The 25688-nt window shown below is 70.8% G+C and carries 19 protein-coding genes; 5 read left to right on the forward strand and 14 right to left on the reverse strand.

Annotated features, from left to right (window positions below; all coding sequences use genetic code 11):
• The first annotated feature begins 9 nt into the window (after positions 1 to 9).
• On the forward strand, positions 10 to 1917 hold the full coding sequence (locus ACIBH4_RS05095) for a fumarate reductase/succinate dehydrogenase flavoprotein subunit (RefSeq protein WP_362509658.1): 1908 nt from the start codon (positions 10 to 12) through the stop codon (positions 1915 to 1917).
• Between the two features lie 2 nt (positions 1918 to 1919).
• Positions 1920 to 2681, forward strand: a complete 762-nt coding sequence (locus ACIBH4_RS05100) for a succinate dehydrogenase/fumarate reductase iron-sulfur subunit (RefSeq protein ID WP_362509656.1) — start codon at positions 1920 to 1922, stop codon at positions 2679 to 2681.
• A gap of 139 nt (positions 2682 to 2820) precedes the next feature.
• Here the strand turns inward: ACIBH4_RS05100 and ACIBH4_RS05105 are convergent, their stop codons facing one another.
• The 13 genes from ACIBH4_RS05105 to ychF form a co-directional block, all read right to left on the reverse strand.
• Positions 2821 to 3255 carry a MarR family transcriptional regulator gene (locus tag ACIBH4_RS05105; RefSeq protein WP_362509653.1) on the reverse strand — a complete coding sequence of 145 codons (435 nt, stop codon included), beginning with the start codon at positions 3253 to 3255 and terminating at the stop codon, positions 2821 to 2823.
• A gap of 342 nt (positions 3256 to 3597) precedes the next feature.
• Positions 3598 to 5121, reverse strand: a complete 1524-nt coding sequence (locus ACIBH4_RS05110; protein ID WP_362764087.1) for a hypothetical protein — start codon at positions 5119 to 5121, stop codon at positions 3598 to 3600.
• 75 nt (positions 5122 to 5196) lie between these two features.
• On the reverse strand, positions 5197 to 7245 hold the full coding sequence (locus tag ACIBH4_RS05115; protein WP_362764084.1) for a hypothetical protein: 2049 nt from the start codon (positions 7243 to 7245) through the stop codon (positions 5197 to 5199).
• 107 nt (positions 7246 to 7352) lie between these two features.
• The gene (locus tag ACIBH4_RS05120) at positions 7353 to 7766 is read right to left on the reverse strand and encodes a (deoxy)nucleoside triphosphate pyrophosphohydrolase (RefSeq protein ID WP_362509644.1); all 414 of its coding nucleotides are present in this window, start codon (positions 7764 to 7766) and stop codon (positions 7353 to 7355) included.
• 14 nt (positions 7767 to 7780) lie between these two features.
• Positions 7781 to 8884 carry a bifunctional lytic transglycosylase/C40 family peptidase gene (locus ACIBH4_RS05125; protein WP_362509641.1) on the reverse strand — a complete coding sequence of 368 codons (1104 nt, stop codon included), beginning with the start codon at positions 8882 to 8884 and terminating at the stop codon, positions 7781 to 7783.
• A 76-nt stretch (positions 8885 to 8960) separates the two neighbouring features.
• A complete protein-coding gene (locus ACIBH4_RS05130) occupies positions 8961 to 9629 on the reverse strand; it encodes a hypothetical protein (protein ID WP_362509638.1) in 669 nt (222 codons plus the stop codon).
• 2 nt (positions 9630 to 9631) lie between these two features.
• Positions 9632 to 11959 carry a type IV secretion system protein gene (locus ACIBH4_RS05135; protein ID WP_362509635.1) on the reverse strand — a complete coding sequence of 776 codons (2328 nt, stop codon included), beginning with the start codon at positions 11957 to 11959 and terminating at the stop codon, positions 9632 to 9634.
• Between the two features lie 218 nt (positions 11960 to 12177).
• The gene (locus ACIBH4_RS05140; protein WP_362509632.1) at positions 12178 to 14670 is read right to left on the reverse strand and encodes an ATP-binding protein; all 2493 of its coding nucleotides are present in this window, start codon (positions 14668 to 14670) and stop codon (positions 12178 to 12180) included.
• Positions 14667 to 14804, reverse strand: coding sequence for a hypothetical protein (locus ACIBH4_RS05145; protein ID WP_362509629.1), 138 nt, complete (start codon positions 14802 to 14804; stop codon positions 14667 to 14669). Before ACIBH4_RS05145 ends, ACIBH4_RS05140 begins: the two co-directional genes overlap by 4 nt.
• Before the next feature lie 23 nt (positions 14805 to 14827).
• Positions 14828 to 17554, reverse strand: a complete 2727-nt coding sequence (locus ACIBH4_RS05150) for a TcpE family conjugal transfer membrane protein (protein WP_362764081.1) — start codon at positions 17552 to 17554, stop codon at positions 14828 to 14830.
• 47 nt (positions 17555 to 17601) lie between these two features.
• A complete protein-coding gene (locus tag ACIBH4_RS05155) occupies positions 17602 to 17877 on the reverse strand; it encodes a hypothetical protein (protein ID WP_362510052.1) in 276 nt (91 codons plus the stop codon).
• 150 nt (positions 17878 to 18027) lie between these two features.
• Positions 18028 to 19056: a conjugal transfer protein gene (locus ACIBH4_RS05160; RefSeq protein ID WP_362509623.1), complete on the reverse strand. Its 1029-nt coding sequence runs from the start codon at positions 19054 to 19056 to the stop codon at positions 18028 to 18030.
• Between the two features lie 660 nt (positions 19057 to 19716).
• The gene (gene ychF / locus ACIBH4_RS05165) at positions 19717 to 20805 is read right to left on the reverse strand and encodes a redox-regulated ATPase YchF (protein ID WP_362509620.1); all 1089 of its coding nucleotides are present in this window, start codon (positions 20803 to 20805) and stop codon (positions 19717 to 19719) included.
• A gap of 196 nt (positions 20806 to 21001) precedes the next feature.
• Here ychF and rmuC point away from each other — a divergent pair, with 196 nt between their 5' ends.
• Positions 21002 to 22306, forward strand: a complete 1305-nt coding sequence (gene rmuC / locus ACIBH4_RS05170) for a DNA recombination protein RmuC (protein WP_362509617.1) — start codon at positions 21002 to 21004, stop codon at positions 22304 to 22306.
• A gap of 137 nt (positions 22307 to 22443) precedes the next feature.
• Positions 22444 to 22983: a DUF6542 domain-containing protein gene (locus ACIBH4_RS05175; RefSeq protein WP_362764078.1), complete on the forward strand. Its 540-nt coding sequence runs from the start codon at positions 22444 to 22446 to the stop codon at positions 22981 to 22983.
• A 203-nt stretch (positions 22984 to 23186) separates the two neighbouring features.
• Here ACIBH4_RS05175 and ACIBH4_RS05180 read toward each other — a convergent pair whose 3' ends face one another.
• Positions 23187 to 24155, reverse strand: coding sequence for a 4-hydroxy-3-methylbut-2-enyl diphosphate reductase (locus tag ACIBH4_RS05180; RefSeq protein ID WP_362509611.1), 969 nt, complete (start codon positions 24153 to 24155; stop codon positions 23187 to 23189).
• 112 nt (positions 24156 to 24267) lie between these two features.
• Between ACIBH4_RS05180 and ACIBH4_RS05185 the strand changes: the two genes are divergently transcribed.
• The gene (locus tag ACIBH4_RS05185) at positions 24268 to 25677 is read left to right on the forward strand and encodes a hypothetical protein (RefSeq protein WP_362764075.1); all 1410 of its coding nucleotides are present in this window, start codon (positions 24268 to 24270) and stop codon (positions 25675 to 25677) included.
• The last annotated feature ends 11 nt before the right edge of the window (positions 25678 to 25688 follow it).

The raw sequence follows: 25688 nt of genomic DNA on the forward strand, positions 1-25688 counted from the left end.
GGATCACCTGTGGAAATCGAGCGTCACGAATACGACGTCGTCGTCATCGGCGCCGGCGGTGCGGGGCTGCGGGCGGCCATCGAGGCCCGCCAGCAGGGCAAGCGGACGGCGATCGTCTGCAAGTCCCTGTTCGGCAAGGCGCACACGGTCATGGCCGAGGGCGGCGCGGCCGCCGCGATGGGCAACGTCAACAGCGACGACAGCTGGATGGTGCACTTCCGCGACACCATGCGCGGCGGCAAGTTCCTCAACAACTGGAGGATGGCCGAACTGCACGCCAAGGAGTCCCCCGACCGGGTCTGGGAGCTGGAGGCGTGGGGCGCGCTGTTCGACCGCACCAAGGACGGCAAGATCAGCCAGCGTAACTTCGGCGGGCACGAATATCCTCGGCTCGCGCACGTCGGCGACCGCACGGGCCTGGAGCTGATCCGCACCCTGCAGCAGCGGGTGGTCGCGCTCCAGCAGGAGGACGAGAAGACCCACGGCGACGCCGAGGCGTACATCAAGGTCTTCCAGGAGTGCACGGTCACCCGCCTGCTCAAGGAGACGGGTCCCGGCGGGAGCGGCGCGATCTCCGGGGCCTTCGGCTACTGGCGGGAGAACGGCAAGCTCATCCTGTTCGACGCCCCCGCGATCGTGCTCGCCACCGGCGGCATCGGCAAGTCGTACGTGGTCACGTCCAACTCGTGGGAGTACACCGGCGACGGCCACGCGCTCGCCCTGCTCGCCGGCGCGAAGCTGATCAACATGGAGTTCATCCAGTTCCATCCCACCGGGATGGTCTGGCCGCCCTCGGTCAGGGGCATCCTCGTCACCGAGTCCGTCCGCGGTGACGGCGGGGTGCTGAGAAACTCCGAGGGCAAGCGCTTCATGTTCGACTACATCCCGGACGTGTTCAAGGACAAGTACGCCACCACCGAGGAGGAGGGCGACCGCTGGTACACCGACCAGGCGAACAACCGCCGCCCTCCGGAGCTGCTCCCCCGCGACGAGGTCGCGCGGGCCATCAACTCCGAGGTGAAGGCGGGCCGCGGGTCACCCCAGGGCGGCGTCTATCTCGACGTCTCCACCCGTCTCCCGGCCGCCGAGATCGTCAAGCGGCTGCCGTCGATGCACCACCAGTTCAAGGAGCTGGCGGACGTCGACATCACCAAGGAGGCGATGCAGGTCGGCCCGACGTGCCACTACATCATGGGCGGCGTCGAGGTCGACGCCGACACCGGTGCGGCGGACGTGCCCGGCCTGTTCGCGGCCGGTGAGGTCTCCGGCGGCATGCACGGCTCCAACCGGCTGGGCGGCAACTCGCTGTCGGACCTGCTGGTGTTCGGCCGCCGCGCGGGCGCCGGAGCGGCCTCGTACGTGGACGGTCTCGCGGCCCGGCCGGCGATCTCCGATGAGGCCGTGGCCGAGGCGAGCGCGGAGGCTCTCGCCCCGCTGGAGCGCACGGGCGAGAACCCGTACGAGGTCCACCACGAGCTGCAGCGGACGATGAACGAGCTGGTCGGCATCATCCGCAAGGCCGAGGAGGTCTCCGAGGCGCTGGAGGCGGTGGAGAAGCTCAAGGAGCGGGCCCAGGGCGTCGGCGCGGCGGGCAACCGCATCTACAACCCGGGCTGGCACCTCGCCCTCGACCTGCGCAACATGCTCCTGGTCTCGGAGTGCGTCGCGAAGGCGGCGCTGCTGCGCCAGGAGAGCCGCGGCGGTCACACCCGCGACGACTTCCCCGGCATGTCGCCCGAGTGGCGGGCCAAGATCCTGCGCTGTGCCCTCACCCCGGACGCCTCCGGCATCACGGTGGAGGAGAAGGTGCAGCCTCCGATGCGGGACGACCTCATCACGCTGTTCGACCGGGACGAGCTGAAGAAGTACATCACCGAGGAAGAGCTGGCCGCCTTTGACGCGCTGGCCAAGGAGTAACCATGAGTTACAAGGCGAAGTTCCGCGTCTGGCGGGGCGAGGGCGGCGAGGGCAAGCTTGAGGACTTCACGGTCGAGGTGAACGAGGGCGAGGTCGTCCTCGACATCATCCACAGGCTTCAGGCCACTCAGGCTCCCGACCTCGCCGTCCGCTGGAACTGCAAGGCCGGCAAGTGCGGCTCGTGCTCGATGGAGATCAACGGCAAGCCGAAGCTGGGCTGCATGACCCGGATGTCCACCTTCTCCGAGGAGGAGACGATCACCGTGACGCCCATGCGGACGTTCCCGGTGATCAAGGACCTCGTCACGGACGTGTCGTTCAACTACCAGAAGGCCAGGGAGATCCCGTCCTTCACCCCTCCGGCCGACGTGAAGCCGGGCGAGTACCGCATGCAGCAGATCGACGTCGAGCGGTCCCAGGAGTTCCGCAAGTGCATCGAGTGCTTCATGTGCAACAACGTCTGTCACGTCATCCGCGACCACGAGGAGAACAAGACCAACTTCGCCGGTCCGCGCTTCCTGATGCGGATCGCCGAGCTGGACATGCACCCGTACGACGTGGCCGACCGCAAGGACTCCGCCCAGGAGGAGCACGGTCTCGGCTACTGCAACATCACCAAGTGCTGCACCGAGGTCTGCCCCGAGCACATCAAGATCACTGACAACGCGCTGATCCCCATGAAGGAGCGCGTCGTCGACCGGAAGTACGACCCGCTGGTCTGGCTCGGCAACAAGATCTTCAAGCGTTCCAGCTCGAAGACCTGACCTTCCCGCGTCTCACGGCGCCGTCCACGGGCTCTCCCGGGGGCGGCGCCGTTCGCGCTTTGTTGAGCAGGGCCTTCGTACGGGCTCTCCCGGCCGCTTTCGGCCGTCTCCAGGAGCCTCGTACGGGCTCCTGGAGGCCTCACTCCCGCCACAGCCGCCGGGTCTGCTTCCGCATGACGTCGTCGGCGCGGACGGCGAAGTCGTGAATGACCGTCAGCTCCGCGTCGCTGTAGTCCGCGGCGAGATCGGCGTAGGCCCTGTTGAGGTCCGCCAGGATCTCCTGCAGCGCGAGGTAGGGGCCCTCACGCACCAGCTCGACGAGGACACGGCGCCGGTCGACGGCATCCCGGCCGCGGCGCACGTACCCCGCTCTCTGCAGGCGGTCCACGACCGCGGTGATCGCGCCACCGCGTGTCAGCCCCAGCCGTACGGCGAGGTCGTGAGGGGTGAGAGGGCCTTCCTTGTCGAGGAGGGCCAGGCAGTTGAAGTCGGTCACGTTGATTCCGGCCCGGCCTGCCACGCCGACGTGGAACAGCACCGAGCGCATCGCCGTCAGGCGTCCCTGATCGGACACGGCCGTGATCATCTCTTTGCGGGCTTCCGGCTCCGTTGACACGGCGCCCCCTCTTTCCGTTCTCTCCAAAACAGAGAGACTCCAAATCAGAGAGTCTCTCTCATGCGACAAAGAGTGGCCGACCCTCCAGCAGGAGGATGCCCGCTCCTCCTGCCCAAACCGGCTCGCCCCTATCACGTCGAAACCGAATCATCTTCGGCATCGTCCCGAGCGCGGCCTTCCTGGACAACGCGCCGCTGTCTTAGCCCCCGGCCGCGCCGCCCTGCCTGCTGCTGCCGGCCGCGTCCACGACCGAGCGGCGGACGGCACAGGCCGTGGACGCGCTCGGAAGGGCGGGGCGGGTCAGGTGGAGCGGCGGAAGAGACCGCGCTTCTTCTTGCCGGAGTCCTTGCCGGAGTCCTTGCCGGTCTCCTGGCCGGGAATCGGATAGATCGCCGTCGAGGCGGGACCGGCGGGAGGCCGCTCGCCCCCGGTCGGCTGGTCGCCGCCAGGACGCGCCTCACCGGGGCCGCCCTCGCCCGGACCCTGACCGGGACCGTCCTGAGGCTGGGGTCCGAAGGTCATGACCTCGCCCTTCGACCCGCCCAGGTCGCCCTGCGGCTCCCGCCCCAGGGGCGGGAGGCCGTCCTGAGGGCCGTCATTGAGGGGCCGGTCCTGCGAGGGGACCTGGCCGGGAGCGTCATCGGTAACGGCCGGCCGGAAGTCGTCCAGCGGGTCGTCGCCCGGCCTGCTCCTGGCTGGCTCCTGCGGGAACGGCGCACCGGGGAACTCCGGCGCCCCCTGCGGGAGGCGTCCCTCACGGGAGTCCTGGCCGGGGTGCGGGGTGCCCTGGAAGGCCGCCGCGCCGCCCTGAGGCGTCGGGCCGTCCTGGAGCGTCGGGCCGTAAGGCGACTGCCCGGGGGGCACGGGATACACCTGGCCGGTCCGCGGGTCGTACGGGGCACCGTGGCCGGTGGCCGGGTGCTGCTCGTGGCCGGGCGCGGGCATGTACGCCGTCGTCTGGTCGTACCCGTGGGGATACTGCTCGGGGGTGTAGCCCTCCGGGTAGACCGGGGCGTACATCTGCATGGGCACGAAGCTGATGATCGGCGCGTAGGCCGTACCGCCCTGGTAGGGGCCGGCGGCGGCGTAACCGGGACCGCCGGGGTAGGCCATCGGGTCCATGCCGCGCGGACCGGCCCTGCGGATCGCCGCCGCGTGGGCCATGCGGCGCAGCCTGCCCTCGAAGATCAGCACGGCGAACAGCACCAGCAGCACCAGGATGAGCGCCGGGATGCCGAGCTGACGGCTCAGCGTGGCCCCGTCGAACTCGGAACCCGCGTTGCGGATCTCGTACACGGAGGTGCCCGAGGAGCTCTGGTCGAGCGTGGCCGTGTCGGACGGCGTGGGCTCTGCGGCGGGAAGCTGCTGGTTCGGCTCAGGGGTGGTCTGCGGGAACTGGGGTTCGTTGTTCTCCGAGTTCTCCGGCGTGTTGGCCTCGGCGGTCGGGACCACCGGGGGCGGATCCTGGACCGGCGGCGGCGCGACCGCCGTCTCCTGCGGAGGCGGAGGCGGAGGGGCGGCCGTGGTCTTCGTGGGCTTGGGCTTCGGCGACGCCGGGACGGTTATCGTGGTCGTCACGGTCTCCTGCGGCACCTCGGGATCCTCGGTGACCGTGACGGTGACGACCGGCGTGGGCTCCTCACAGGGGCCCGCGGGATCGACGTCACACCCCTCGACCTGCGAGGGCTCGATGACCATCGTCCTGACGGTCGCGCCGGCCGCGGAGGATCCGGTAAGCGGCGCCAAAGTGAGCAGGACGGCGCCGCTGAGTCCGACGGACATCGCGACGGCGGAGAACGCTGCCCTGCGCCGTGCTCGCGTCACCGGTGTCCTCCGTGCAATCAACCATGAACACGCCAAAGAAATACTAGTCGGGCAAAAATAACAGTAATCCGCGTTTTACAAAACGTGTCGCGACCGACGACGCCGCTGGATCCTCCGCTGCAGCCACAGAAGGCCCAGCAACGTCCCCACCCCCGCACCTACCGCCGGGAGACCCGTCGCTCCTGTCAGTAGCGGGCTTGACTCGGAGACCGGCTGGACCTGACCGCTCGGGCCGTCGAGATCCTGCGGCAGGGGCGCCCCCTGCGGACCCGAATCCTGTGAGACGGGCACCTGCGCGGCGGGAAAGGGACCCGCCTGCGGCAGCTGGAGACCGTTCGCGAGCCCCGGCATCTGGCCCGCCCCCGCCATGCCCATCGAGATCGGCGGCGTCATGGCCCCCGGTACGCCCGGCTGGATGCCCGGCGTCTGCGGCCCGCCCGGCTGCTGCCCCACTCCCGGCCCGCCGGGAGCCATGGGGCCGCCCACCGGCCCGCCGGGACCCTGCTGCGGCACGCCGGGCTGCCCCGCCATCCCCGGTTGCCCGATCCCCGGGTATCCGGGAGGCATCGGCTGCCCCATGCCCTGCCCGGGCACGGCGGGCTGTCCGATCCCCGGGTATCCGGGAGGCATCGGCCCGACCATCGGCCGACGCGATCCCGGGCCACCGGCCGTCTTCTTCCCGTTTCCCGGGTAGCCGGGATAGAGGGGACCCATCTGCTCCAGGCCCGGTCCCATCTGCGGGAGAACCGGCTGGCCGGGTCCCATCTGCGGCACCCCGGGCAGCCCGACCGTCTGCCGGCCGGGACCCGTCTGCCGCAGGAGAGCCTGCGGGTTCACTCCCTGCTCGCGCGCACCGGGCCGACCGGCCGCGTGCCGCTGCCCGCGCACCTTCCGCCCGGCCGCCTTGCGGCCCGTCTGGGCACCCGTGGCCGAGTGGTTCCTACCGTTCTGCCCTTGGATGGCGGGGGGCTCGGGCGCTCCCGCCGGCGGTATGGCGGCCGCTCCCTGACCTGGTGCCGCTCCCCGACCCGGCACCGCCGCACCGGCCTCCGGCGCGGCACCCTGAGCCGCGGCGCCCGGAACCGCGGCGCCGTCCGGAAGCCGTGTTCCCTCCTGCGGACGACCGGGAGAGAGCGGGGCCGCATGACGGTCGGGAGGCAGCGGGGCCGCGGGGCGACCGGGAACCGCCCCGTCGGGGACCCGGGCGGGAGCCACCGGAGACCCGGCCTCCCCACGCCCGCCCGGCACCGTGCCCCGCGTCTCGTGGGAGGCCGCCGGGCCTCCCGTCGCTCCCGGGGCGCCGGGAAGCGCGCGCGTCAGCGGGTTCACGGGCACCCCGGCTCCCCGCGACGTTCCCTGATCGGCGGGAGCCCCGGCGGCGTTCGCTCCCGCGCCAGGACCCGAGACGGGCGGCGCGACGAACGCTTTCCCGGCAAGATCGAGAAGGAACGCCGACATGCGCTGTTCGGCCCTCTGCGCCTCCGAGACACGGGGTGCACCCAATGGGGCCTCCCCGGACTCCTCGGCCGTCTGGGGCACCTTGAGGACCATGCTGGCGGCACCTGGAGCTCCCACACCGCCGCGGGGCTCGGCGGGCCTCGACTCCCGCGTGACGCGGGCGTGCTCCAGCGTCTCCGGCACCTCGGCGGCATCCCCGCCTCGCCGCATCACCGCGTCCGTGCTCTTGATCGTGTTCTGGGCCCGCTGGCTCACCATCTTGCCGTCGGGGCCGCTCATCCGGGCCAGGGCGGACACCGTGAGATCACGCGGGCGCTCCGGCAGGGCGAGCAGCACGTCGACGGAGCCGCCCTCGGCAGGCAGGGCTCCGACCATGCACACCCCCGCCCCCTTCGGGAGGGGCGTCGACGACCTGGTCTCCTCGGGGCACTCGATGCCCCTGAGCGCCTCGGCGGGGGTCGTCAGGACCGCGAGCCGGGCGTCGGTGCCCGGCCCCCGCAGCCGGATCCGGTAGCGGATCACCTGCTCGGCGCCGCTCCCCCGTGCCCACGCATCCGAATCGGCCACGGTGGTCAGGTCGAGAGGCGACGGGGCCGACTCGTCCATCTGAACGGCGTACACCCCCGAGGCTCCGAGGACGAGTACTCCCGCTCCGACCGCTGACACGAACCCAGCACCACGCCACCTTACGGTCACCGCATATCTCCGTTCCCCGGGTACGGACACGCGACATCGCCACGTCCAGTAGCAGTTATGTCACGCTGCGGAGTTGATCAATCCTTATTGAACCGACCTTGCCCATCGTTGAGGCGACCTTGTACCGCCCGGACGATTGGAAGGTCCGCGGGGAGCCACGCCACGTCGTAGAGCTCGCTCTCGGCCAGCCAGCGCAGGTCCAGATGCTCCTTCGCCTCGGGCCTGCCCTCGGCGACCACCGCGAACCAGACCCGCAGGACGTAGCCGCCGGCGAGCGCCCAGTCGCCCCCGACGCGCTCGCCCACCTCGATCAGCACGCCGAGCTCCTCCTGGCACTCCCTGACCAGTGCCGTGTGCTCGTCCTCGCCGGGATCGACCTTCCCTCCCGGCAACTCCCACCCTCCGGCCAACTCTGGAGGATCGGCCCGCTGGGCGGCGAGCAGTCTCCCGTCGCCGTCGACGATGGCGGCGCCCACAACGACCTTTTCCATGGCACCCGATTCTGTCAGCCCTGCTCCCGTGTCTTGAGTTGCGCGAGAACCTGGGGGTGTCGCAGCGGCCGGGTGAACCCCACGATTCCGGTGCGTTCCCGGTAGGTGGTGACCTTGATCGGCCCGCACAACCGGCACCTCGCCTCGACCATCTTGCCCGGGGAGACCACCAGCCCCACGTGGCCGGGACGGTCCGGGCCCGTTCCAGGACCGGAGTTGAAGAAGACGAGGTCTCCGGCCTGCTCCTCCCCCGCGGGAACCTCCACTCCGAACGGCCACTGGCCGAACGTGGTGCGCGGGATGGTCAGGCCGGCACTCCGGTAGGCCATGTAGATGATCCCCGAGCAGTCGTAGCCCGCGGGACCCGTACCGCCCCAGATGTAGGGCTTGCCGCGCTGGGCGAGCGCGTACTCCAGGATCGCGGCCACCGTGCTCGTCGGCGCCGCCTCCAGCATGGGCTCGTCACAGTTCTCGTCCGCCTCGGGCGGTACGGTGACCTCTCCGTCCTTGGCGTACTTTTTGGCGATCTCCATCACCTGGTCGACGTACCACCAGGCGCGGTTGTAGACGAACAGCGAACGTCGCACGTCCTCCGGCGCGCCGTTCCGCTTCAGCATCTTCGCCGCGCCTAGGATGGCGTCCGCCGGGTTGTACACGTCGGCCCAGCCGTCTCCGTCGCCGTCGGAGGCGTAGCCGTTGAACGTGGACGGGATCTTGATCTTGGCCTTGCCGCCCCATGTGCTGATGAGAAACTGCATCGGCCCGGCCGCGCCCGCGTAGTTGGTGCCGCTGCGCACACCGGGGAGCGTGGAGCGTCCGTGGTTGGTCTCGCGCTTGCCGACCCCGGCGAGCACGTTCCACTGCACGCCGACCTTTTTGCCGTGCTCGCGATACAGCTTCAGATACTCCTCGGGGATGTCGGACGTCGCGGTCTCCGACTGGTCCTCCGCCGCCCCGCCGGTGTCTCCGCACTCAGGCTGCTGCGCCGCGCCACCGGTGATCGACGGGAAGGAGGGGAACCCGCTGATCATCATCATCGGCGCCATGATCAGCGTGATCAGACAGAGCGCGGCGACTCCGAGGATCAGCGCGAGGCGGAGGTGCTTGTTGTTCCTCATGCCACCTTGCCGCCCATCTCATCCCGCCGGTACGCGGCCCCGCCCGCTCGCTCCCATCCGTACGCGATCTCGCCGCTCATCCGGTCCCGCCGGTGGCGCCGCTCTCGACGGGCTGATCGTCCCCCTCCTGGCCGGAGTCCGCGGGCTGGAGATCGTGGACCCGCCATTCCGCGCCGGCCTGGATGAGCGTGACGGCGTACTCCGCGGTCCTCTCGTTCGCCCCGCTCCTCGCCGTGACGTTCTGGGTGCCCACGACCACGAAGGTCACCGAGGCGCTGTCGATCTGCCGGATCCCCTTGACCCGCGCCGTACCGATCGACACGATCTCGTCGGCCTTGTTCGCCTCGACGGTGCCCGGTGAGGTGACGGTCCGCAGCAGCGTCCCCGAGAACTCCGCCGTGACGTACCCCTTGAGGCGGTCGCCGTAGACCGCCGGGTCCTCGTCGTAGCTGAACGTGCCGTACTCGGCGGTGAAACGCTGCGCGTAGTCGGCCGCCGCGGCCAGCTCCTGCTTGGTCATCGGCAGGTAGGAGTAGACGTCGAAGGGCGCGTCACTCGCCGTCGCCGCCGGACGGGCCGGCTCCTCGGCCGCCTCCTGCCCCGACGCCACCGTACGGGTGACACCGGCCGGCTGCCCCGGCCCCCCCTCGGTGTCCGGCCACATGGTCAGGTAGACGCCGACAACGGCGAGTATCACGACCAGCACCGCGAAGACGGCTCCCCGCCGACTGCCTCCTTCGACCACTGTCAGTCCTTGTCGCGGTTGGAGGAACGCAGCCAGAACGGCGGCGGCTCACCGGCCTCCCCGCCGCGCTCCACCCGCCGGGTGATCCAGAGCGGGGGCGCCTCGGACGACCTGCCTCCGGAGTCGCGGTTCCGCGAACCACCGGAGCCCCGGGAGCCGCCGAAGATGCTCCCGCCCGACCCCGAGCCTCCCGACCCCGAGGAGCCGCGGGAGGAACCTCCGCCGTTACGCGATCCCGAGCCTGAGCCGCCCCGCGAGGAGCCGGATCCCGAGGACCCCCGGGAAGAACCGCCGCCGCCGAAGATGCTCCCGCCGGAACGACCGCCACCGCCCGAGGAGCCCGAGGAACCGGACGACCTGCCGGGCGCGGGCGCCGAGGGCCGCACCGCGGGGGCGGAGGAACCCGACGACCTGCCCGCCGAAGAGGGTCGGCCGCCCGAGCCTCCCTGCGGAGCCCAGCCGCCGGAACGGCCGCCGAACCAGCCTCCCGAGGAGCCCGTCCCTCCCGAGCCGCGTCCCGAGGAGCCTCCGGACCTGGTCGGAGGCGCGCTGCCTCCCGTACCGGCCCCGGAGAGGTTGAGCGGCGGCGCCGCGCCGGTGCGGGCCGCGGTGACCGGCCTGCCGGTGCCCTTGCGCCTGCCCGCGGCCTGGGCGTCGGTGTCGAGCGGCGCCGGTTGGGCGCCGGTCGGCACCCGGGTGCCCGACGGCGTGTTCGGCGTGGCACCACCCTCCTCGCCACGCACCCTGCCCTGGGCGACCGCTGCCGCCGCAGCCGCGCCGACCGAGGCTCCGCCGACCATCGCCGCCGCCTGCAGCACCGGCTCGGCCTTGCGCATCCCCCACCGGCCCGCCCTGACCGCCGCGACCGGCGGCAGCGCGGACGCCGCCCGCTGCAGGGTCGGCGCGGACGCCGCGTCGCCGAGCATCCGGGTGGTGAGCGTGTGCCCGTCCATGGACGAGAACAGGTGCTGGAACGGTCTCCGGTAGAAGAACACCGCGATCGTGAGGATCGCCATGAACATCACCTGCATGCCCCACGGCATCGCCGTGGACATGATCAGGGCGTAGCCGTAGACGAGCACGCCGAGGACGAGGGCGAGCACCGCCTGTCTGAGCAGGGTGCCGATCAGCATCTCCACCCAGCGCATGGCGATGATCCGCCCGGATCCCGGATGGACGCCGATCAGCAGGAAGACCGGCGCGAGGATGAGCAACAGCAGGAACCCGACCTTGAGCACCAGCAGCGAGACCGCCACCAGGAAGATCAGCAGTCCCGCGACCACCGCGGCCATGAAGGCGCCGATCGCGACCCCCAGGCGGTTCGTCCAGTCCTTGCCCTGGAAGAGGGGGAAGTACGGCGTGTTCTGCAGCTTGTCGGCGATCTCCGTCTCGTATCGCGCCTGGTGGGAGTTCGCCTCCGGCACCTGCTGGGCCTTCATCTCGGCCGCGTCGATCGTCTGGATCTCCAGCAGCTTGGCGCCGAATATCTTGATGATGGGGGCGTCGGGGTCGGCCGTGCCGAACTGGCCCATCAGCCACGGCTTGCAGACCAGCGTGGACCAGAGCGCGTCGGCGTTCTGCTCGACGCCGGGCACGCCGCTCTGCCCGTATCCGCCGCCCTGAACCTGCGGGTTCGCCTCACCCGGTGCGGGCAGGCAGGAGGTCCCGCCCGCGCCGGGCAGCCCGGCGAAGGCGGAGTTGACCACCTCGCCGGTCTTGTCCGTGACGATCTTGCCCATACCCGTGAGGTCGCCGGGGCGGCTGAAGAACCAGACGGCCACCGTGACCGCGAGGACCATCCAGATGACACCCTCGGCGGTGGTGGTGGCGCGTTTGCGGATCAGCCCGTACCAGGCGAGCCAGATGGCGCCGAGGATCACCAGCGGCCGCAGGTACGGCCAGTACATGGCGTCGGCCAGACGGACCACGATGTCGTCGACGACGTTCTTGATCGATTCCAGCGGGCCCTCGGTGGCCGCCGCCTGGTAGGTCGTGATGGTCAACCGGTCCAGCGCCTTCGCCCACAGGAAGACCGTGTTCGCCATCGCGTTGCCCATCACGGCCGCGATGTCGTCGCAGCCGAGCAGGTGGGTGTGCCAGAACTGGCCGCTCATGCCGTACGTCGCGTAGTTGCCCTGGGCCGCCGGGGGCTGTGCCGCGGGGGCGCCCGTCGCGGGCGGGTCGGGAAGCGGCGGCTGGATCAGGCCGTCCACGCCTCCGGCGACGATGTCGGGTGACAGGTCGGGAGACATGTCACAGGGAGCCGCGGCGACGGCCGTGGACGTGTCGCCGGGGAACGCCAGCGGCAGCGCGAGGAAGGCGGCGAGCACGACCAGCCCGATCGCGATCCGCCTGCCCAGCCGTCCCCTGCGGGAACCCGCGCGGGAGCCCGATGTGCCTCGGACCTCACGAAGCCCACGGACCTCACGAAGCCCGCGAATCCCACGGAGACCGCGGAACTCACGGACCTCACGAAGCCCGCGGAGACCCTTCGGCCCTCCGAGTGGCCGTCTCCCGCGAAAGCCATCGAATCCCTTAAGGGAGCCTTTCATGACCGCACCTCCAGCGCCGCAGCCCCCGGCCTACCGACTCTGTCGCCCCCAGGAAGATCATGCACTTTCTCGTCGGGTTTGTCGTGGGTCGGATTCGTGTCGAGCCAGCGCAGCAGCTCGTCCGAGATCAGGTCCACCCCGATACGGCCCGCGCGACCGTCCAGATCCCGGAAGACGCATTCACCGTTACCGAGCGAGCGCAGCACCGCCTTGTGCTCCTCGGAGGGCTCGACCCCGAGCAGCGCCATCACGTGCTCCACCTCGACCCGTTCCGTGGAGCGGAAGGCGAAGACCGACGACAGACAGTTCGTCACCTGCTCACTCAGCAGGTCTCCGGCGTTCTGCGAGACCAGGACCAGCGCCGTGTTGCGGGAGCGGCCCATCCGGCTGACCTCGGGCACCAGCTTGGCCCCCTCGGGGGTGGAGGTGATCGCCCACGCCTCGTCCAGGAAGATCGCCTTGGGCGTCCGCCGGTCCAGGCCGTTCATCAGACCCCGCGCGAACTGCGCGACGAGATAGAGCAGCGCCACCGACAGCCTCTGCTCGTAGGAGTAGTCGTCGCGACCGGTGGAGGCGTCGGGCAGCGTCAGGCCGCCCAGGGTGAAGACCGTGGTCCACCCCTCGGTGTCGATCTGGTCGCCGCCCGAGGGGTCGAAGCAGAGCCTGGCCAGATGCATGTCCGACATGGAGCGGAGCACCGCGCCCAGGTTCTTGGAGGCGGCGTCCTCGGTCTGCTCAAGGAAGTCGACGACCTTGCCCAGCGACGGGTCATGGCCGTTGGAGACCGCGGCGACCGCCTGGATCATCGCCGACTCGCGTTCCTCCGACATGCGAGGCAGCAGCAGACGCAGGGTCTCGGTGGCCATCGTCTTCTTGGCCGCCAGGTCGTCACCGAACGAGAACGGGTCAAGCAGGCCCGGGGCCGCCGACCCGAGCGGGATGATCCGCGCCTTCCTGCCCCGCTTCTGCAGCAGCTGCACCAGCGACTCGGCGTCGCCCTTGGGGTCGATCACCGCGACCGTCACCCCGCGCAGCGCCATCTGGTAGATCATCAGCAGCGCGAGCGTGGTCTTGCCTCCACCGGGCTCGCCGGTGATGGCGATCGCCGTCGGCCGGTTGCGCGTCGCCGCGACCAGCGGGTCGAAGTGCACGATGCTGCGCGCCCTGCCCAAAGTCTCCCCGACGTACGGGCCCATCCAGCCGGAGCCGCCCTCGTCCGTCCGGTCGCCCAGGTCGACGGTGGCGGTGGCCATGCCGCCCGCGATGGTGCGCAGCGGCTGCCGCTGCGCGTAGGCGTTCACCCGGACCCGCTCTCCCGGCAGCGTCTCGCAGAACAGCGAGAACTGGTCGCCGGTGGAGTTGACGATGTCGATGCCCATGTCGCGGTAGTGCTCCACGACCGCCTCGACCCGCTGCACGCAGATCTCCTCGGTCGGGGCCGACACGATCAGGCGGTGCCAGCCGTACACGAACGGCAGACGCTCCTTGGTGATGCCGTGTTCCAGCATCCTGGCCGCGTCGATCTGCTCGGCGAGGGCGAGTGGCGCCTCGGCGCCCGCCTCACGGATGTGGATGTCCATGTCACGGGCGTGGGCGAGCTTGCGCGCGACGTCCTTGCTCGCCTTGACCGGCGGGATCAGCCGCATCCTCGAACTGATCTCCACGGGGAAGGGCAGCTGGTCGGCGAAGTGCATCCAGGGCTCGCCGTCGGGGAAGGGCATGAGGTCGGGGAAGCGGGCGAAGGACATGTGCGCGACGTAGGAGTCGCCCTGCGGCTGCTCGATCCGCAGCAGCGCCCTGCCGTTGTGGATCTGCCCCTCGACGAGGGACTCGATCTCCCCCTGTCCCCACCGGCGCTTGGGGCTGGCCGAGGCCGGGGGGTCACCGAGGGAACCGGTCGTGGCGTGCTGGAACAGCCAGGCGAGCTCGACGGAGGTGGCGTGCCTGGCGTACAGCGCGCTCGCGGACAGCGCCCTGCCCAGCCGCTCCGCCTGCTCGGACCACTTGGCGATCTCCGCCTTGGGGACGTGGTCGTCCTCGATGCCCAGGGCCTTCTCACTGCGCTGGTAGAAACCGAAGAGCTGCGCGAGGACCCCGGTGCCCAGCTGCCGCCCGCGCGTGCCGAGCCGCACGCCGAGATAGACCTCCTTTGTCCAGAAGTCCTTGGCCCAGACGTGGCGATACATGTCCTCCAGGTAGTCGCGCCAGCCCGGTCCCTCGTCGGAGGTGGCGTTCAGCGCCATCGCCCACTCGGCGGCGGGATAGGTGCGGTGCGCCACCCGCAGGTGGACCTCGGCGTCGGGCATGCGGATGGCGGCGAGCGCGATCGTGATGTTGGTGGCGAGCGCCTCCCGCTCCTCGGGGGTGATGAACTCGTAGCTCACGGTGGGAAGCCTGAAATAGGCCCAGACCGACGAGTCGGTCAGCAAAATCCGATCGTCGAAGTATCGGACGGCGAGGCGGCTGCGCGCCTGGGAGGCGCGGCTCACGGCCCCTCCTCCATCGCGCGCGCGGCCCTGCCTCCGCGGCCTCCGGACCCCTCGCCGATCCGGATTCCACGGCGTCCGCTCATCCGGACCCCGGCCTGCCCGCTCACCACCCGCACCTCGTCTCGCCCGCTCACCGCATCTCCTCGCGCCCGGGGGATCACTGGGCTAGTTCCTCCTCGCTGGGTCGACCCGCCTGAACCGTTCCGAAGCCCGCCACGACGACACCGGCCAGGGCGAGATACGCCCGGCGGCCCGGCGCCCGCAGGTGGGACGGTTCCACCCGATCGGCCCTGCCGGGGGCCAGGGCGTCCTCCCAGGGCACCCGGACGATCGCCCGGCACCTGCCCCGCGCGACCGCCTCCGCCTGCTCCACGTCGGCCATGCTGCGGCGGCTCACCCCGTTGACCACCATGACCGCCCGATGGCGAAGGTCGGAGCAACCGTGCCCGTCGAGCCACTCGTAGGTCATCGCCACCGCGTCCGGCCCGTCCTCGCTCGCCGGGACGACGAGGACGAGCTGGTCGGCGTAAGGGAGGACCCGCGCGGCCAGAGCCGCGGCCGGGTCCATCACGACCACCTTGTAGTGCCGGTCGAGCATGTCCATCGTCTGGCCGAGCCGCCGGTCGGAGAAGAGCGTGCGGTCGGACAGGCGCTGCTCGGCACCGGCGTCGCTGTCTCCGGCGAGGACCTCCAGCCCCGAGGCGCAGCGGCTGGTGTAGGCGCGCATGCCGAGATATCCCTGGACGTTGTCGAGCCCGGAGAGCAGGGAGGTCAGGGTCTCCGGCGACTCGCCCTGGATCCGGCTGGACAGGGCGTGGGAGCCGGTGCTGGCGTCGACCGCGAGAATCCGGTCCTCGCGGTAGCGGGCGAGGGTGTGGCCGAGCATGAGCGCGGTCGTGGTCTGCCCGGCGCCGCCGGTGCATCCCAGGACCACCACCCGGCGACTGCCGCTGAACACCGCCCTGGCCCGCGCCTCGTCGATCTCCGAGCCGTCCGTACGGCCACCGCCGGGCCCGATCACCACCTGGGCCAGCCGCCGCCAGCCGCCGGAGGAGTCACGGCCGACCACCGACTCGACCCGGCGGACCCTGGTCTCGGCCTCGCCACGTGAGGAACCGGTCACCGGCACCGCGGGGGTGACCGGATCCGCCGTGGCAGGCCCCGAGGGAACCGCGCGGATCGACATGCCGCCCCCCTGGACGCCGGTGCCCGCCGGGGCGCCGGGACCCGCCTGCGCACTCGCGGGCCGCTCCGGCGGCCATGCCTTCGACGCCTTCGACGCCCTCAGCGTCTCCGCCGTCTCCGCCGTCTCCGCCGCGCGCCCGATCGGCGCGGGCTGCCCCTTGCGGTGTTGACGCCGTGCGCTCTCCTCGTCCTGGCTGTCCTGCTTGTCCTGCCTGCTCTGTCCGGTCTGCGGGAGCTCGGCCGCCTCGGCGCGGCGCCCGACCGGCGCCGGTCCGACGAACCTGGGTACGAAGGAGGGGGCGGGCTCCGAGGGCTTCCTGACGGGGTCGGGCACGACGGCCGGCCTCTCGGCGGACACCGCACGGGCCGGAGCGGAGGTCTCCTCCCGTGGTGCCCTGGGTGCCGAGGGCTGCGGCACGGCCGGTGCCTCGGGCCGTTCCTCGGAGGGTTTCGAGGTGGGGGCGTCGGTCTCGGAGGACGCCGCGGGCGCGATCACCTCGGGTCGCCCGACCGGCGCGTCGGGACGCTCGACCGGCGCGAAAGGCACGATCACCTCGGAGGGCGGCGTGACCACCGCGGGAGGCGCGACCGGTATGGCCGGAGCGGAAGGTACGACCGGCGGTGGGGCCACGACCGGCGGGGCGGGGGCCGCGGCGGCGCGCTCGGCCTCCGCGGAGGCCGCGAGCCTGCGCAGCCGCCGCAGCGCCTCGGTGCCGATCGGAGCGGGCGGAGCCGCGGTCGCGCCGGACGCCCCCGGGGTCTCGTCCCTCGAATCGTCCGCCTTCCCCTCGGCCGCGGATCCGGCCGGCGAAGTGCGGTCGGCCCGCTCCTCGGAAGGTCCGCGGGAATGATCCGCGGGCGGTCGCGAGGCAGGGCCGGGGATCGGCGTACCCGGCGCGGACTCGACGGCCTCGGCCGCCTCGGCGAACGCGACGGGCTCGGACACCGGAGTCACGACGGGCAGGGACCGCACAGACGGCGCGGAGGGTCCGGACAGCGCAGAGGGCACGGGGAGAACGGCGGGGACGGCGACCGGGGGCGCCTCGACGGCCCAAGGGGTCTCGACGCCCCGGGAAGTCTCGGCGGCCGAGCCCTGACCGACGCCCGAGCCCTGACCGACGCCCGCAGCCTGACCAAGGGCCGATGTCTGGCCAAGGGCCGGGGCGACACCTTGGCGAAGCGCGTGAACCTCGGCCCTGGCGACGGGCGCGGTGGCGGCGGCCGCCGCGGCCGCGGCCACGGCGGGACGCACCTCGCGGCGGGCGGCGGCGCGCTTGGCCTGGGCGTGCCGGGCCTTGCGCGACGCCTTGACCCTGACGGCCGTGTACTGCGGCGCGGCCCGCCAGATCCGGCCGGTCAGCGTGACCTCGGCGGGTTCGGAGAGGGGGGCCATCCTGCACCAGGTGCGCGGCTCTCCCACGTAGCGCACCTGCGACTGGAGCAGCTCGGTGAGCCTCTTGCTCTCGATCACCGGCCGGGTGGAGAGCCAGGTGACGATACCGGGGGGCACCAGGTAGATCACGTGCCAGGGGGCGGCGAAGGGCAGACCGAGAAGGTAGAGCAGCAGCGACCACGGGGCCAGCACTCCCACGAACCCACCGATCCAGACGATCGGGAGCGGCATCGGCAGCCGTAGGTCGTACAGCTTGTAGAGCCGCTTCTCGATCCTCCAGATATTGGTGTACGTGGGCAGATCCACGTGATCCTCCTCTCCGCCTCTCCTTGTTTGACCGTTCGAACCCGGTCTCAACCCCCCGAAATGCCCAGCGCGCCCGCGATCGCCTTGGCAGTCACCTCGATGATGTTCGGAACGTAGAAGATCACTCCGATGGCGATCGCCAGAATGATGAACTGGACGAACCTGGTGATCTCACGGGTGAAGAGGAAGAAGAGTGCCACCACCGAGACGATGACCAGGAAGAGCGGCGCGAAGAAGCTGCGGAGGAAGTCGGCCAGGCCCTCGGTGTTGACGCCCGCCGGAGGTGCTGTGGGCTGAGCGAGCTCCATGGCGCTCAGCAGCATGGTCTTGAGAATCACTTCTTGTCCTCCGTACTCACGATCGTGCCCGCCAAGCGGATAAGGGTCCTCGGCGCGTGTGCGCGGGGACCCGGACCGACGGCTCATCGATCAAGGGGGGTCTGCTCACCGTGGATCGGCACCATTCGATCATGCTTACCCCGCCACAGATCGGTATGCGCCGCGAATGTCCTTGACGAACCACTTGTCGCCCTGCTTGACCATGGTGAGCAAGTAGGACTGCTCCAGCTTGCCTCCCATTTGGCCGGGATCGGCGGGCTCTGGGTCGGTGGACGGGACTGCCTTCGACGGCACGCCCCACGTGACCGTCGCGGTCACCTCGCGGTCGACTCCCCCACTGACGGGCACGGAGAGGTCCTTGAGCTGCAGGAAGGTGAACGCCCCCCCGAATCCCTGCAGGGTGACCCCGGCGTCGGCGTAGCGCTGCAGCGCGGTGGTGTCACCCGCATAGGCCTTGAAGAAGTCTTCCAGCGGGGTGCGCAGCTCCTGCTCGGCGTCGCGGTCGCGCTCGGGTGCGGCCTTGGGCGGCAGGCCGGCCGCCCTCGGCGCGGGCAGGATGCCCGGACGTCCGGCGACGACGAACCTCTCCGCGGCCCGGTCGCGGTAGACGGGCACGGACAGGAGCTGGCGGCGGTTCTCCGACTGGTAGGCCACGGTGACGACGGCGTTGTCGGCGTCGACGACCTCGATCCCGTACGGTTGCACCGCTCCAGCGCTCATCCTGCCGAAACCGTCCCAGCCGAACTGCCCTTCGACGCCCTCCGGCAGGTAGGGGGCGAGCCTCGACTCCCTCTCCGCGAGGCGAGCCCCGTCGAAGTTCAGATAGACCTCGGCGAACTGGGCCGCGAAGGCGGAGGCCTGGACCGTGGGGAACCCGTTTCCCTCGACGGGCACGGCGCTCGAGGGCGCGTTCTGCTGGGTGAAGCGCTCGAAGGGCGCGCGGACCCCGTTCACGACGATGACGACGATCAGCGCCCAGAGCACGGCGCGACCGGCCCACACCAGCCAGCGTCCGCCTCCACCGGACCAGCGTCCGCGCGACACGCCCCGCCCGCGCGCCGGAGCGCGATCGAGGTCGGGATCGTCGGGGAAGTCCGGATATGACGACAGCTCAGGGTCGCCAGCGATCCGGGGATCACGCTGGACTGTCGACCTTCGAGCCATCACGCCTCCGCTCGCGTCAATCCTCGGCCGGTGCGGTGTCGTATTGTTGACGATCCCGTTGGCCATGGTGACGCACTTACTCTAGCCGCCCCGCCGATTCTTCCAGGAAAGCCACGCCTATGCTGCAGGCATCATGATGACTGAGCAAACCGGGTCTGGAACCTCGACGAGGGCGCCGATGCGGCCTATGGTCGAGGAAAAGCGCATTCCCCCTGGCCAGCGCGTGGGGTGATTACTCAAACGCCACCCATTGCTAACCAGACAGCCCCCTGACTGTCGCGACCTGCGCATTTAACACGAAATACGTCACCTGGGGTCACAACCCCTGGAAATACACCTCCTCACCACCGGCCGCCATCGCGAGGGGGTTCCGGCCACCCCGAGGCGGACGGTGCCGATCTCCACGGTCGGCCGCCCCGCCGGTTCCGGAGGTCCGACGAGGCGTCCAGGCCCCCGCCCGATGCCGGGCCGGCGCACCGACCGTCGCGGAGACGAGATTCGCCGGGACGTCGTCGTTCACGATCCACGATGCCGTCGCCCACGATCCAACCGACCCGAACGTGCTCGTCCGGTTCGAGGTCGGAGAGCTCACCGGACCGTTCGTGCGCGGCGAAGACGCCGTTCGACCGGAGTTCGCGCGCGGCGAGGACGACCGTTCGCTCAGACGTTGAAGCGGAACTCCACCACGTCGCCGTCGCGCATGACGTAGTCCTTGCCCTCGATGCGCGCCTTGCCCGCCTGGCGGGCGGAGGCGATGGAGCCGGTCTCCACGAGCTCGTCGAAGGAGACGATCTCCGCCTTGATGAAACCCCGCTGGAAGTCGGTGTGGATCACCCCGGCCGCCTCGGGGGCGGTGGCGCCCTTGCGGATCGTCCAGGCCCTGGTCTCCTTGGGACCCGCGGTCAGGTAGGTCTGCAGGCCCAGGGTCTCGAAGCCCACCCTGGCGAGCTGGGTGAGACCCGACTCCTCCTGGCCGACGGACTGCAGGAGCTCCAGCGCCTCGGCGTCGTCGAGCTCGACGAGCTCGGACTCGATCTTCGCGTCGAGGAAGACGGCCTCGGCCGGTGCGACGAGCGCCGACAGCTGTGCCCTGAGCTTCTCGTCCACCAGTTCGTCGGCGTCGAGGTTGAAGACGTACAGGAACGGCTTGGCCGTGAGCAGGTGCAGCTCGCGCAGGTCCTTGGGGTCGATGCCCGCGCCCTTGGCCCCGGCGTACAGGGTGGCGCCACCGTCGAGGAGCTTGAACGCCGCCTCCGCCGCGTCGAGCGCGGCCTTGCGGTCCTTGTTGGTCCTGGACTCCTTCTGGAGGCGGGGAATCGCCTTCTCCAGGGTCTGCAGGTCGGCGAGGATCAGCTCGGTGTTGATCGTCTCGATGTCGCGCCCGGGGGCGACGCCGCCGTCCACGTGGGTCACGTCGGGGTCGTTGAAGACCCGGATGACCTGGCAGATCGCGTCGGTCTCACGGATGTTGGCGAGGAACTGGTTGCCTCGCCCCTGTCCCTCGGAGGCCCCGCGGACCAGGCCGGCGATGTCGACGAACTCGACCTTCGCCGGCAGGATCTTCGCGGACCCGAAGATCTCGGCCAGCTTTTCAAGACGCGGGTCGGGAACGCCGACGATGCCCACGTTGGGCTCGATGGTGGCGAACGGATAGTTCGCCGCCAGGGCGTTGGCGGTCTTCGTCAGCGCGTTGAAAAGCGTTGACTTGCCGACGTTGGGCAATCCGACGATGCCGATGCTCAGGCTCACGTGAGCCGAGTTTACGCGGAATGACCCACTGCTACCCGCCACGGGCAGGTCACAGGTACGAATCGCAGGGCGCTCACCTGGCACTCACGGGTCACTCATGGGGCGCGAACCGGGCCGTTCCGTGCCGTTCCGGGCCGAGGAGCGTGTCGGAACCGCCGGAAGCGGCCGGGCCTGGAATCATGCCGGGGTGGATGTCATGGCTCTCTCCTTCCAGCTCGCGGTGGGCCTCGCCGCGGGACTCGCGATCGGCTTCCTGCTGGGCCGGGCGCGTTCCTCCTCGGGAGCCGCCGACGTCATGGCCCGCCTCGCCGACGCCGAGGCCCGCGCGAAGATCGCCGAAGAGAAGGTCGTCTACATCGAGGGACAGCTCTCCGAACGGTTCCAGGCCCTGTCGAGCCGGGCGCTGGACGTCAACAACCTGCGATTCCTGGAGCTGGCGGAGACGAGGCTCGCCGCCAACCGGGCCGAGGCCGCCGGGGAGCTGGAGCAGCGCAAGCAGGCCGTCGAGCACCTGATCGAGCCGCTGAAGGACACCCTGGCCCGCGTCGAGACGCAGCTGCGCGACACCCAGGCGGGCCAGCGGGCCGCCCACGCCGAGCTGGCCAAGCACATCGACATCGTCCGCGAGAGCAACGAGCAGCTCCGCGCCCAGACGAACTCGCTGGTACGGGCCCTGCAGCGGCCCGAGGCGCGGGGCAGATGGGGCGAGCTCCAGCTCCGCAGGGTCGCCGAGATCGCCGGCATGCAGCGGTTCTGCGACTTCGACGAGCAGGTGAGCGTCACCACGCCGGACGGCGTCCTGCGACCCGACATGATCGTGCGGCTCGCCGGCGGCAAGAACATCGTGGTCGACTCCAAGGTCTCGCTCGCCGCCTACCTGGAGGCCGCCGAGTCGGCCGACCCCGACCACTCCTCGGCCCGGCTCGACGCCCACACCCGGCACGTGCGCGACCACGTCGACCGGCTGGCCTCGAAGCCCTACTGGCAGGCGTTCAGCCCGGCACCCGAGTTCATGGTGCTGTTCATCCCCGGCGAGGCGTTCCTCGCCCCCGCGCTGGAACGCGACCCCGCCCTGCTGGAGTACGCCATGCGACGGCGGGTCCACATCGCCACACCGACCACACTCATCACCATGCTCCGCACCGCGCAGTACGCCTGGCAGCAGGCCGCGCTCGGCGAGAACGCACGGGCGATCTTCGAGGTCGGCAAGGAGCTGTACGAGCGCCTGGGCAGCATGGGACGCAACGTCGACGCCCTGGGCCGCTCGCTGAGCCGGGCCGTGGAGTCGTACAACAGGACGGTCGGTTCGCTGGAGACCCGGGTGCTGGTGAGCGCCCGCAAGCTGAACGACCTGGGGTTGGTCGAGAGCGACCTGGACACGCCACAGGCGGTCGAGGACCTGCCGCGCGCCCTGACCTCACCCGAACTCCTCGCGCGAGAGGAGCCAAGCCCGCCTCTCGTATCCCGCCTGAACGGTAGGTTGACCAACGACCTGCCCTGAAACTGTTCCCTCGGGGGCTCCTGCGGCCGGACACTGGAGATAGCGAGGGCGACGGCGCCGGGGGCCGCGGTGGTCAAGGTCAGGGGGCGAGTGGTGGACGAGCGAGGCGGCGTGCAGCCGGTCGGCGGGGTGATCGCATGAGTGAGCTTGACCGGGCCTCGGGCATCCGGCTGACCGTTCGGGGCGCACTGGCCTTCGTGCTGGCGTCCACGCTGGTGGGCGGTGTGCTGCAGGCGCTGACCGGGGTGGCGGCACTGACCGGGGCGGCGTTCGTCGCCGGTTGCGTCGCCGCCGCGTCGCTGGTGAACCGCAGGGACCTGCTGTCGCTGGTGGTGTCCCCGCCCCTGCTCTTCTTCGTGACCACCGCGCTCATCGAGGCGATCCGATCCCTGTTCGCGTCCACGCCCGTGCAGGCCTTCGGCCTGGGCATGTACACCGCGCTGTCGCAGGGGGCCCCGTGGCTGTTCGGCGGTTCGTTCCTGGTGCTGGTCATCGCCTGGCGCCGGGGACTCACCCGCTGCGTCCAAGAGCTGCGCGAGGAGCTCAGGACCTCCAAGGCCTCGGTGCCCCGCCCCAGGAGCGGCGACGGCGACGGCGGCGACGGCAGGGCCTTCGCCCCCGAGCCCGAGGGATACTTCGAGCCCAGGGTGTACGGCACCCCCCGCGAGGGGCAGTAGCGGCCGGGCGCGGGGGCTCGCCCGTGACGGGATCTCCCAGACCGCGGAGAAGGCTGCCGGGCCAGGGCCTCGCATGAGGCGTCCGATCGGATCGGACGGCCGGAGCGTGGCAGGGGTCCTCAGGGTGGCAGGGGTCCTCAGGCGAGAGCGCGAAGCGCACGCTCTCGCGGACGGACTCGACCTCCCAGGCGGATGACGCGACGTCAGACCGTGGCGCGCAGGTCCCTGCGCAGCTCGTGCGGGAGCGCGAAGCGCACGCTCTCGCGGACGGACTCGACCTCCTCGACGTCCCCGAACCCGTTTCGCGCGAGACGGGCCAGGACCTCGGCGACGAGCTCCTCGGGCACCGAGGCGCCACTCGACACGCCGACCGTGGTGACGCCGTCGAACCAGGCGTCGTCGATGAGCGAGGCGTCGTCGACCAGGTAGGAGGCCTCGGCCCCGTGGTCGAGGGCGACCTCGACGAGCCGCTTGGAGTTGGAGGAGTTCTCGGAGCCGACGACGATGACCAGCTGGGCCTGGGCGGCGATCTCCTTGACCGCGACCTGGCGGTTCTGGGTGGCGTAGCAGATGTCGTCGCTCGGAGGGTCGATCAGGTTGGGGAAGCGCTCCTTGAGCCGGGAGACCGTCTCGGTCGTCTCGTCCACCGACAGCGTGGTCTGCGACAGCCAGACCAGCCGCTCGGGATCCTTGACCCGCAGGGTGTCGACCGAGTGCAGGCCGTCGACGAGCTGGACGTGGTCGGGCGCCTCGCCCGCGGTGCCCTCGACCTCCTCGTGGCCCTCGTGACCGATGAGGAGGATGTCGTAGTCCTGGGAGGCGAAACGCTTGGCCTCGTTGTGCACCTTGGTCACCAGGGGGCAGGTGGCGTCGATCGTCTTGAGACCGCGGTCGGCGGCCTCCTGGTGGACCGCGGGAGAGACGCCGTGGGCGGAGAAGACGACGATCGCGCCCTCGGGCACCTGCTCGGTCTCCTCGACGAAGATCGCCCCGCGCTGCTCCAGCGTCTTGACCACGTGGGTGTTGTGGACGATCTGCTTACGTACGTAGATCGGGGCGCCGTACTGCTCCAGCGCCTTCTCCACGGCCTGGACCGCACGATCGACCCCCGCACAGTAACCACGGGGCTTCGCCACTAGTACGCGTCGGGTCGCGGGGGTGTCTGAAGTCATGCTCATATGCTACGTGGACACGCCCGCGAGACTGCCCATACGTCCCACAAGCTCATGCGGCACAAGTCTTGTCACACTAGCCTTCTCGATACAGACCTCCCAGGGAGACGATATGTCAGTCCCCGACATGATTCGCAATGTCACACAAAAAGCAAAAGACCTGCCGCTGCACATGCTGCAGAGCGCACTGAGCGGGGTCGGCCAGGCCCTGCTCCTCGGTGACCGCGTCCGGACCAGGTTCAAGGGAACCTCGGGCCAGGGCGAGACCGCCGAGGAGCCCACAGGGACGGTCGGCGACCAGCCGACGAAGAGCGGCGAGGAGAGCACGGAGCAGGCGGGGAAGCCCACCCGTCGCGAGCCCGTCATCTTCGCACCGCGTCCGGAGAAGGCCGCGAGCGCTCCCTCCACCGAGCGCAACGGGACGAAGACCACCCCCGACCCTGTCATCTTCAGCCCCACCAAGCCCGACACCGCGACACCCTCCTCGCCCGAGGTCAAGGCCCCCGCCGTCGAGGCCCCGGAGGTCAAGGCCGAGGCCGGCGACGCCCCCGAGGTCAAGGCTTCCGAGGTCGTCGACGCCCCTGCCACTACCGGAACCACCGAGGCCCCCGCCCCGACTCCGGAGCCCAAGACCGCCTCGACTCCCGAGCCCGAGCCCGCCCCGGCTCCGGAGCCCGAGCCCGCCCCGGCGAAGCCCGCCGAGGTCGTCGCCACGGAGCCCTCGGACACCGCCGAGGTGAGGGCCACGGAAGCACCGGCCGCCCCGGAAGTCTCGGAGACCCCGGCCGTCGCCGAGACTCCCAAGGCCGCCAAGACCTCGACTCCCAAGACCGCCAAGGCACCCAAGACCCCCGAGGCCCCCGAGGTCAAGGGCGCGGAGACTCCGGCAGCGGAGGCGAACGCGGTCGTCGAGACCCCCGCCAAGAAGCCCAGGGCCACCCGGGCCAAGGCCAAGGCCCCGGTCGCCGCAGCCGCAGCCGCAGCCGCAGCCCCCGAGGCTCCCAAAACCACCGAGGCCACCACTCCGAAGGCCAGGACGACCAGGACCCGCAAGGCGACCGCCAAGGCCGCCCCCGCGGACACCGTGGCCGAGAGCGCCGAGAGCGGCACCCTGACGAGGGCCACGGCCTCCGCTGGGGAAGGCACCCCGGCCGAGGTGGAGACCCCCGCGGCGGTGAAGGTCGAGGTGACCAAGGTAGACACCGCGAAGCCCGGGGCCACGGACGCCGCGGTGGTCGAGGTGACCGGGACCAGGGTCGCGGCACCCGAGGCCGCCGACGCGGCCGGCCCCTCCTCGAAGACGACCACCACGGCGGCGGAGTCCTCCTCGGAAACCGCCACACCCGCCGAGCCTCTGCCCGGCTACTCGGAGCTGACGGTCGCGTCCCTGCGGGCGCGGATGCGTGGCAGGACCGCCGAGCAGATCCGGGAGCTGCTCACCTACGAGCGGGCCACCGCGGACCGCGAGGTCGTCGTGCGGATGTACGAGAACCGCCTGGCCAAGCTGGCGGCCGCGGAATAGTCGCCTCCGGC

This window comes from Streptosporangium sp. NPDC050284 (assembly GCF_044459525.1).
Lineage (GTDB): Bacteria > Actinomycetota > Actinomycetes > Streptosporangiales > Streptosporangiaceae > Streptosporangium.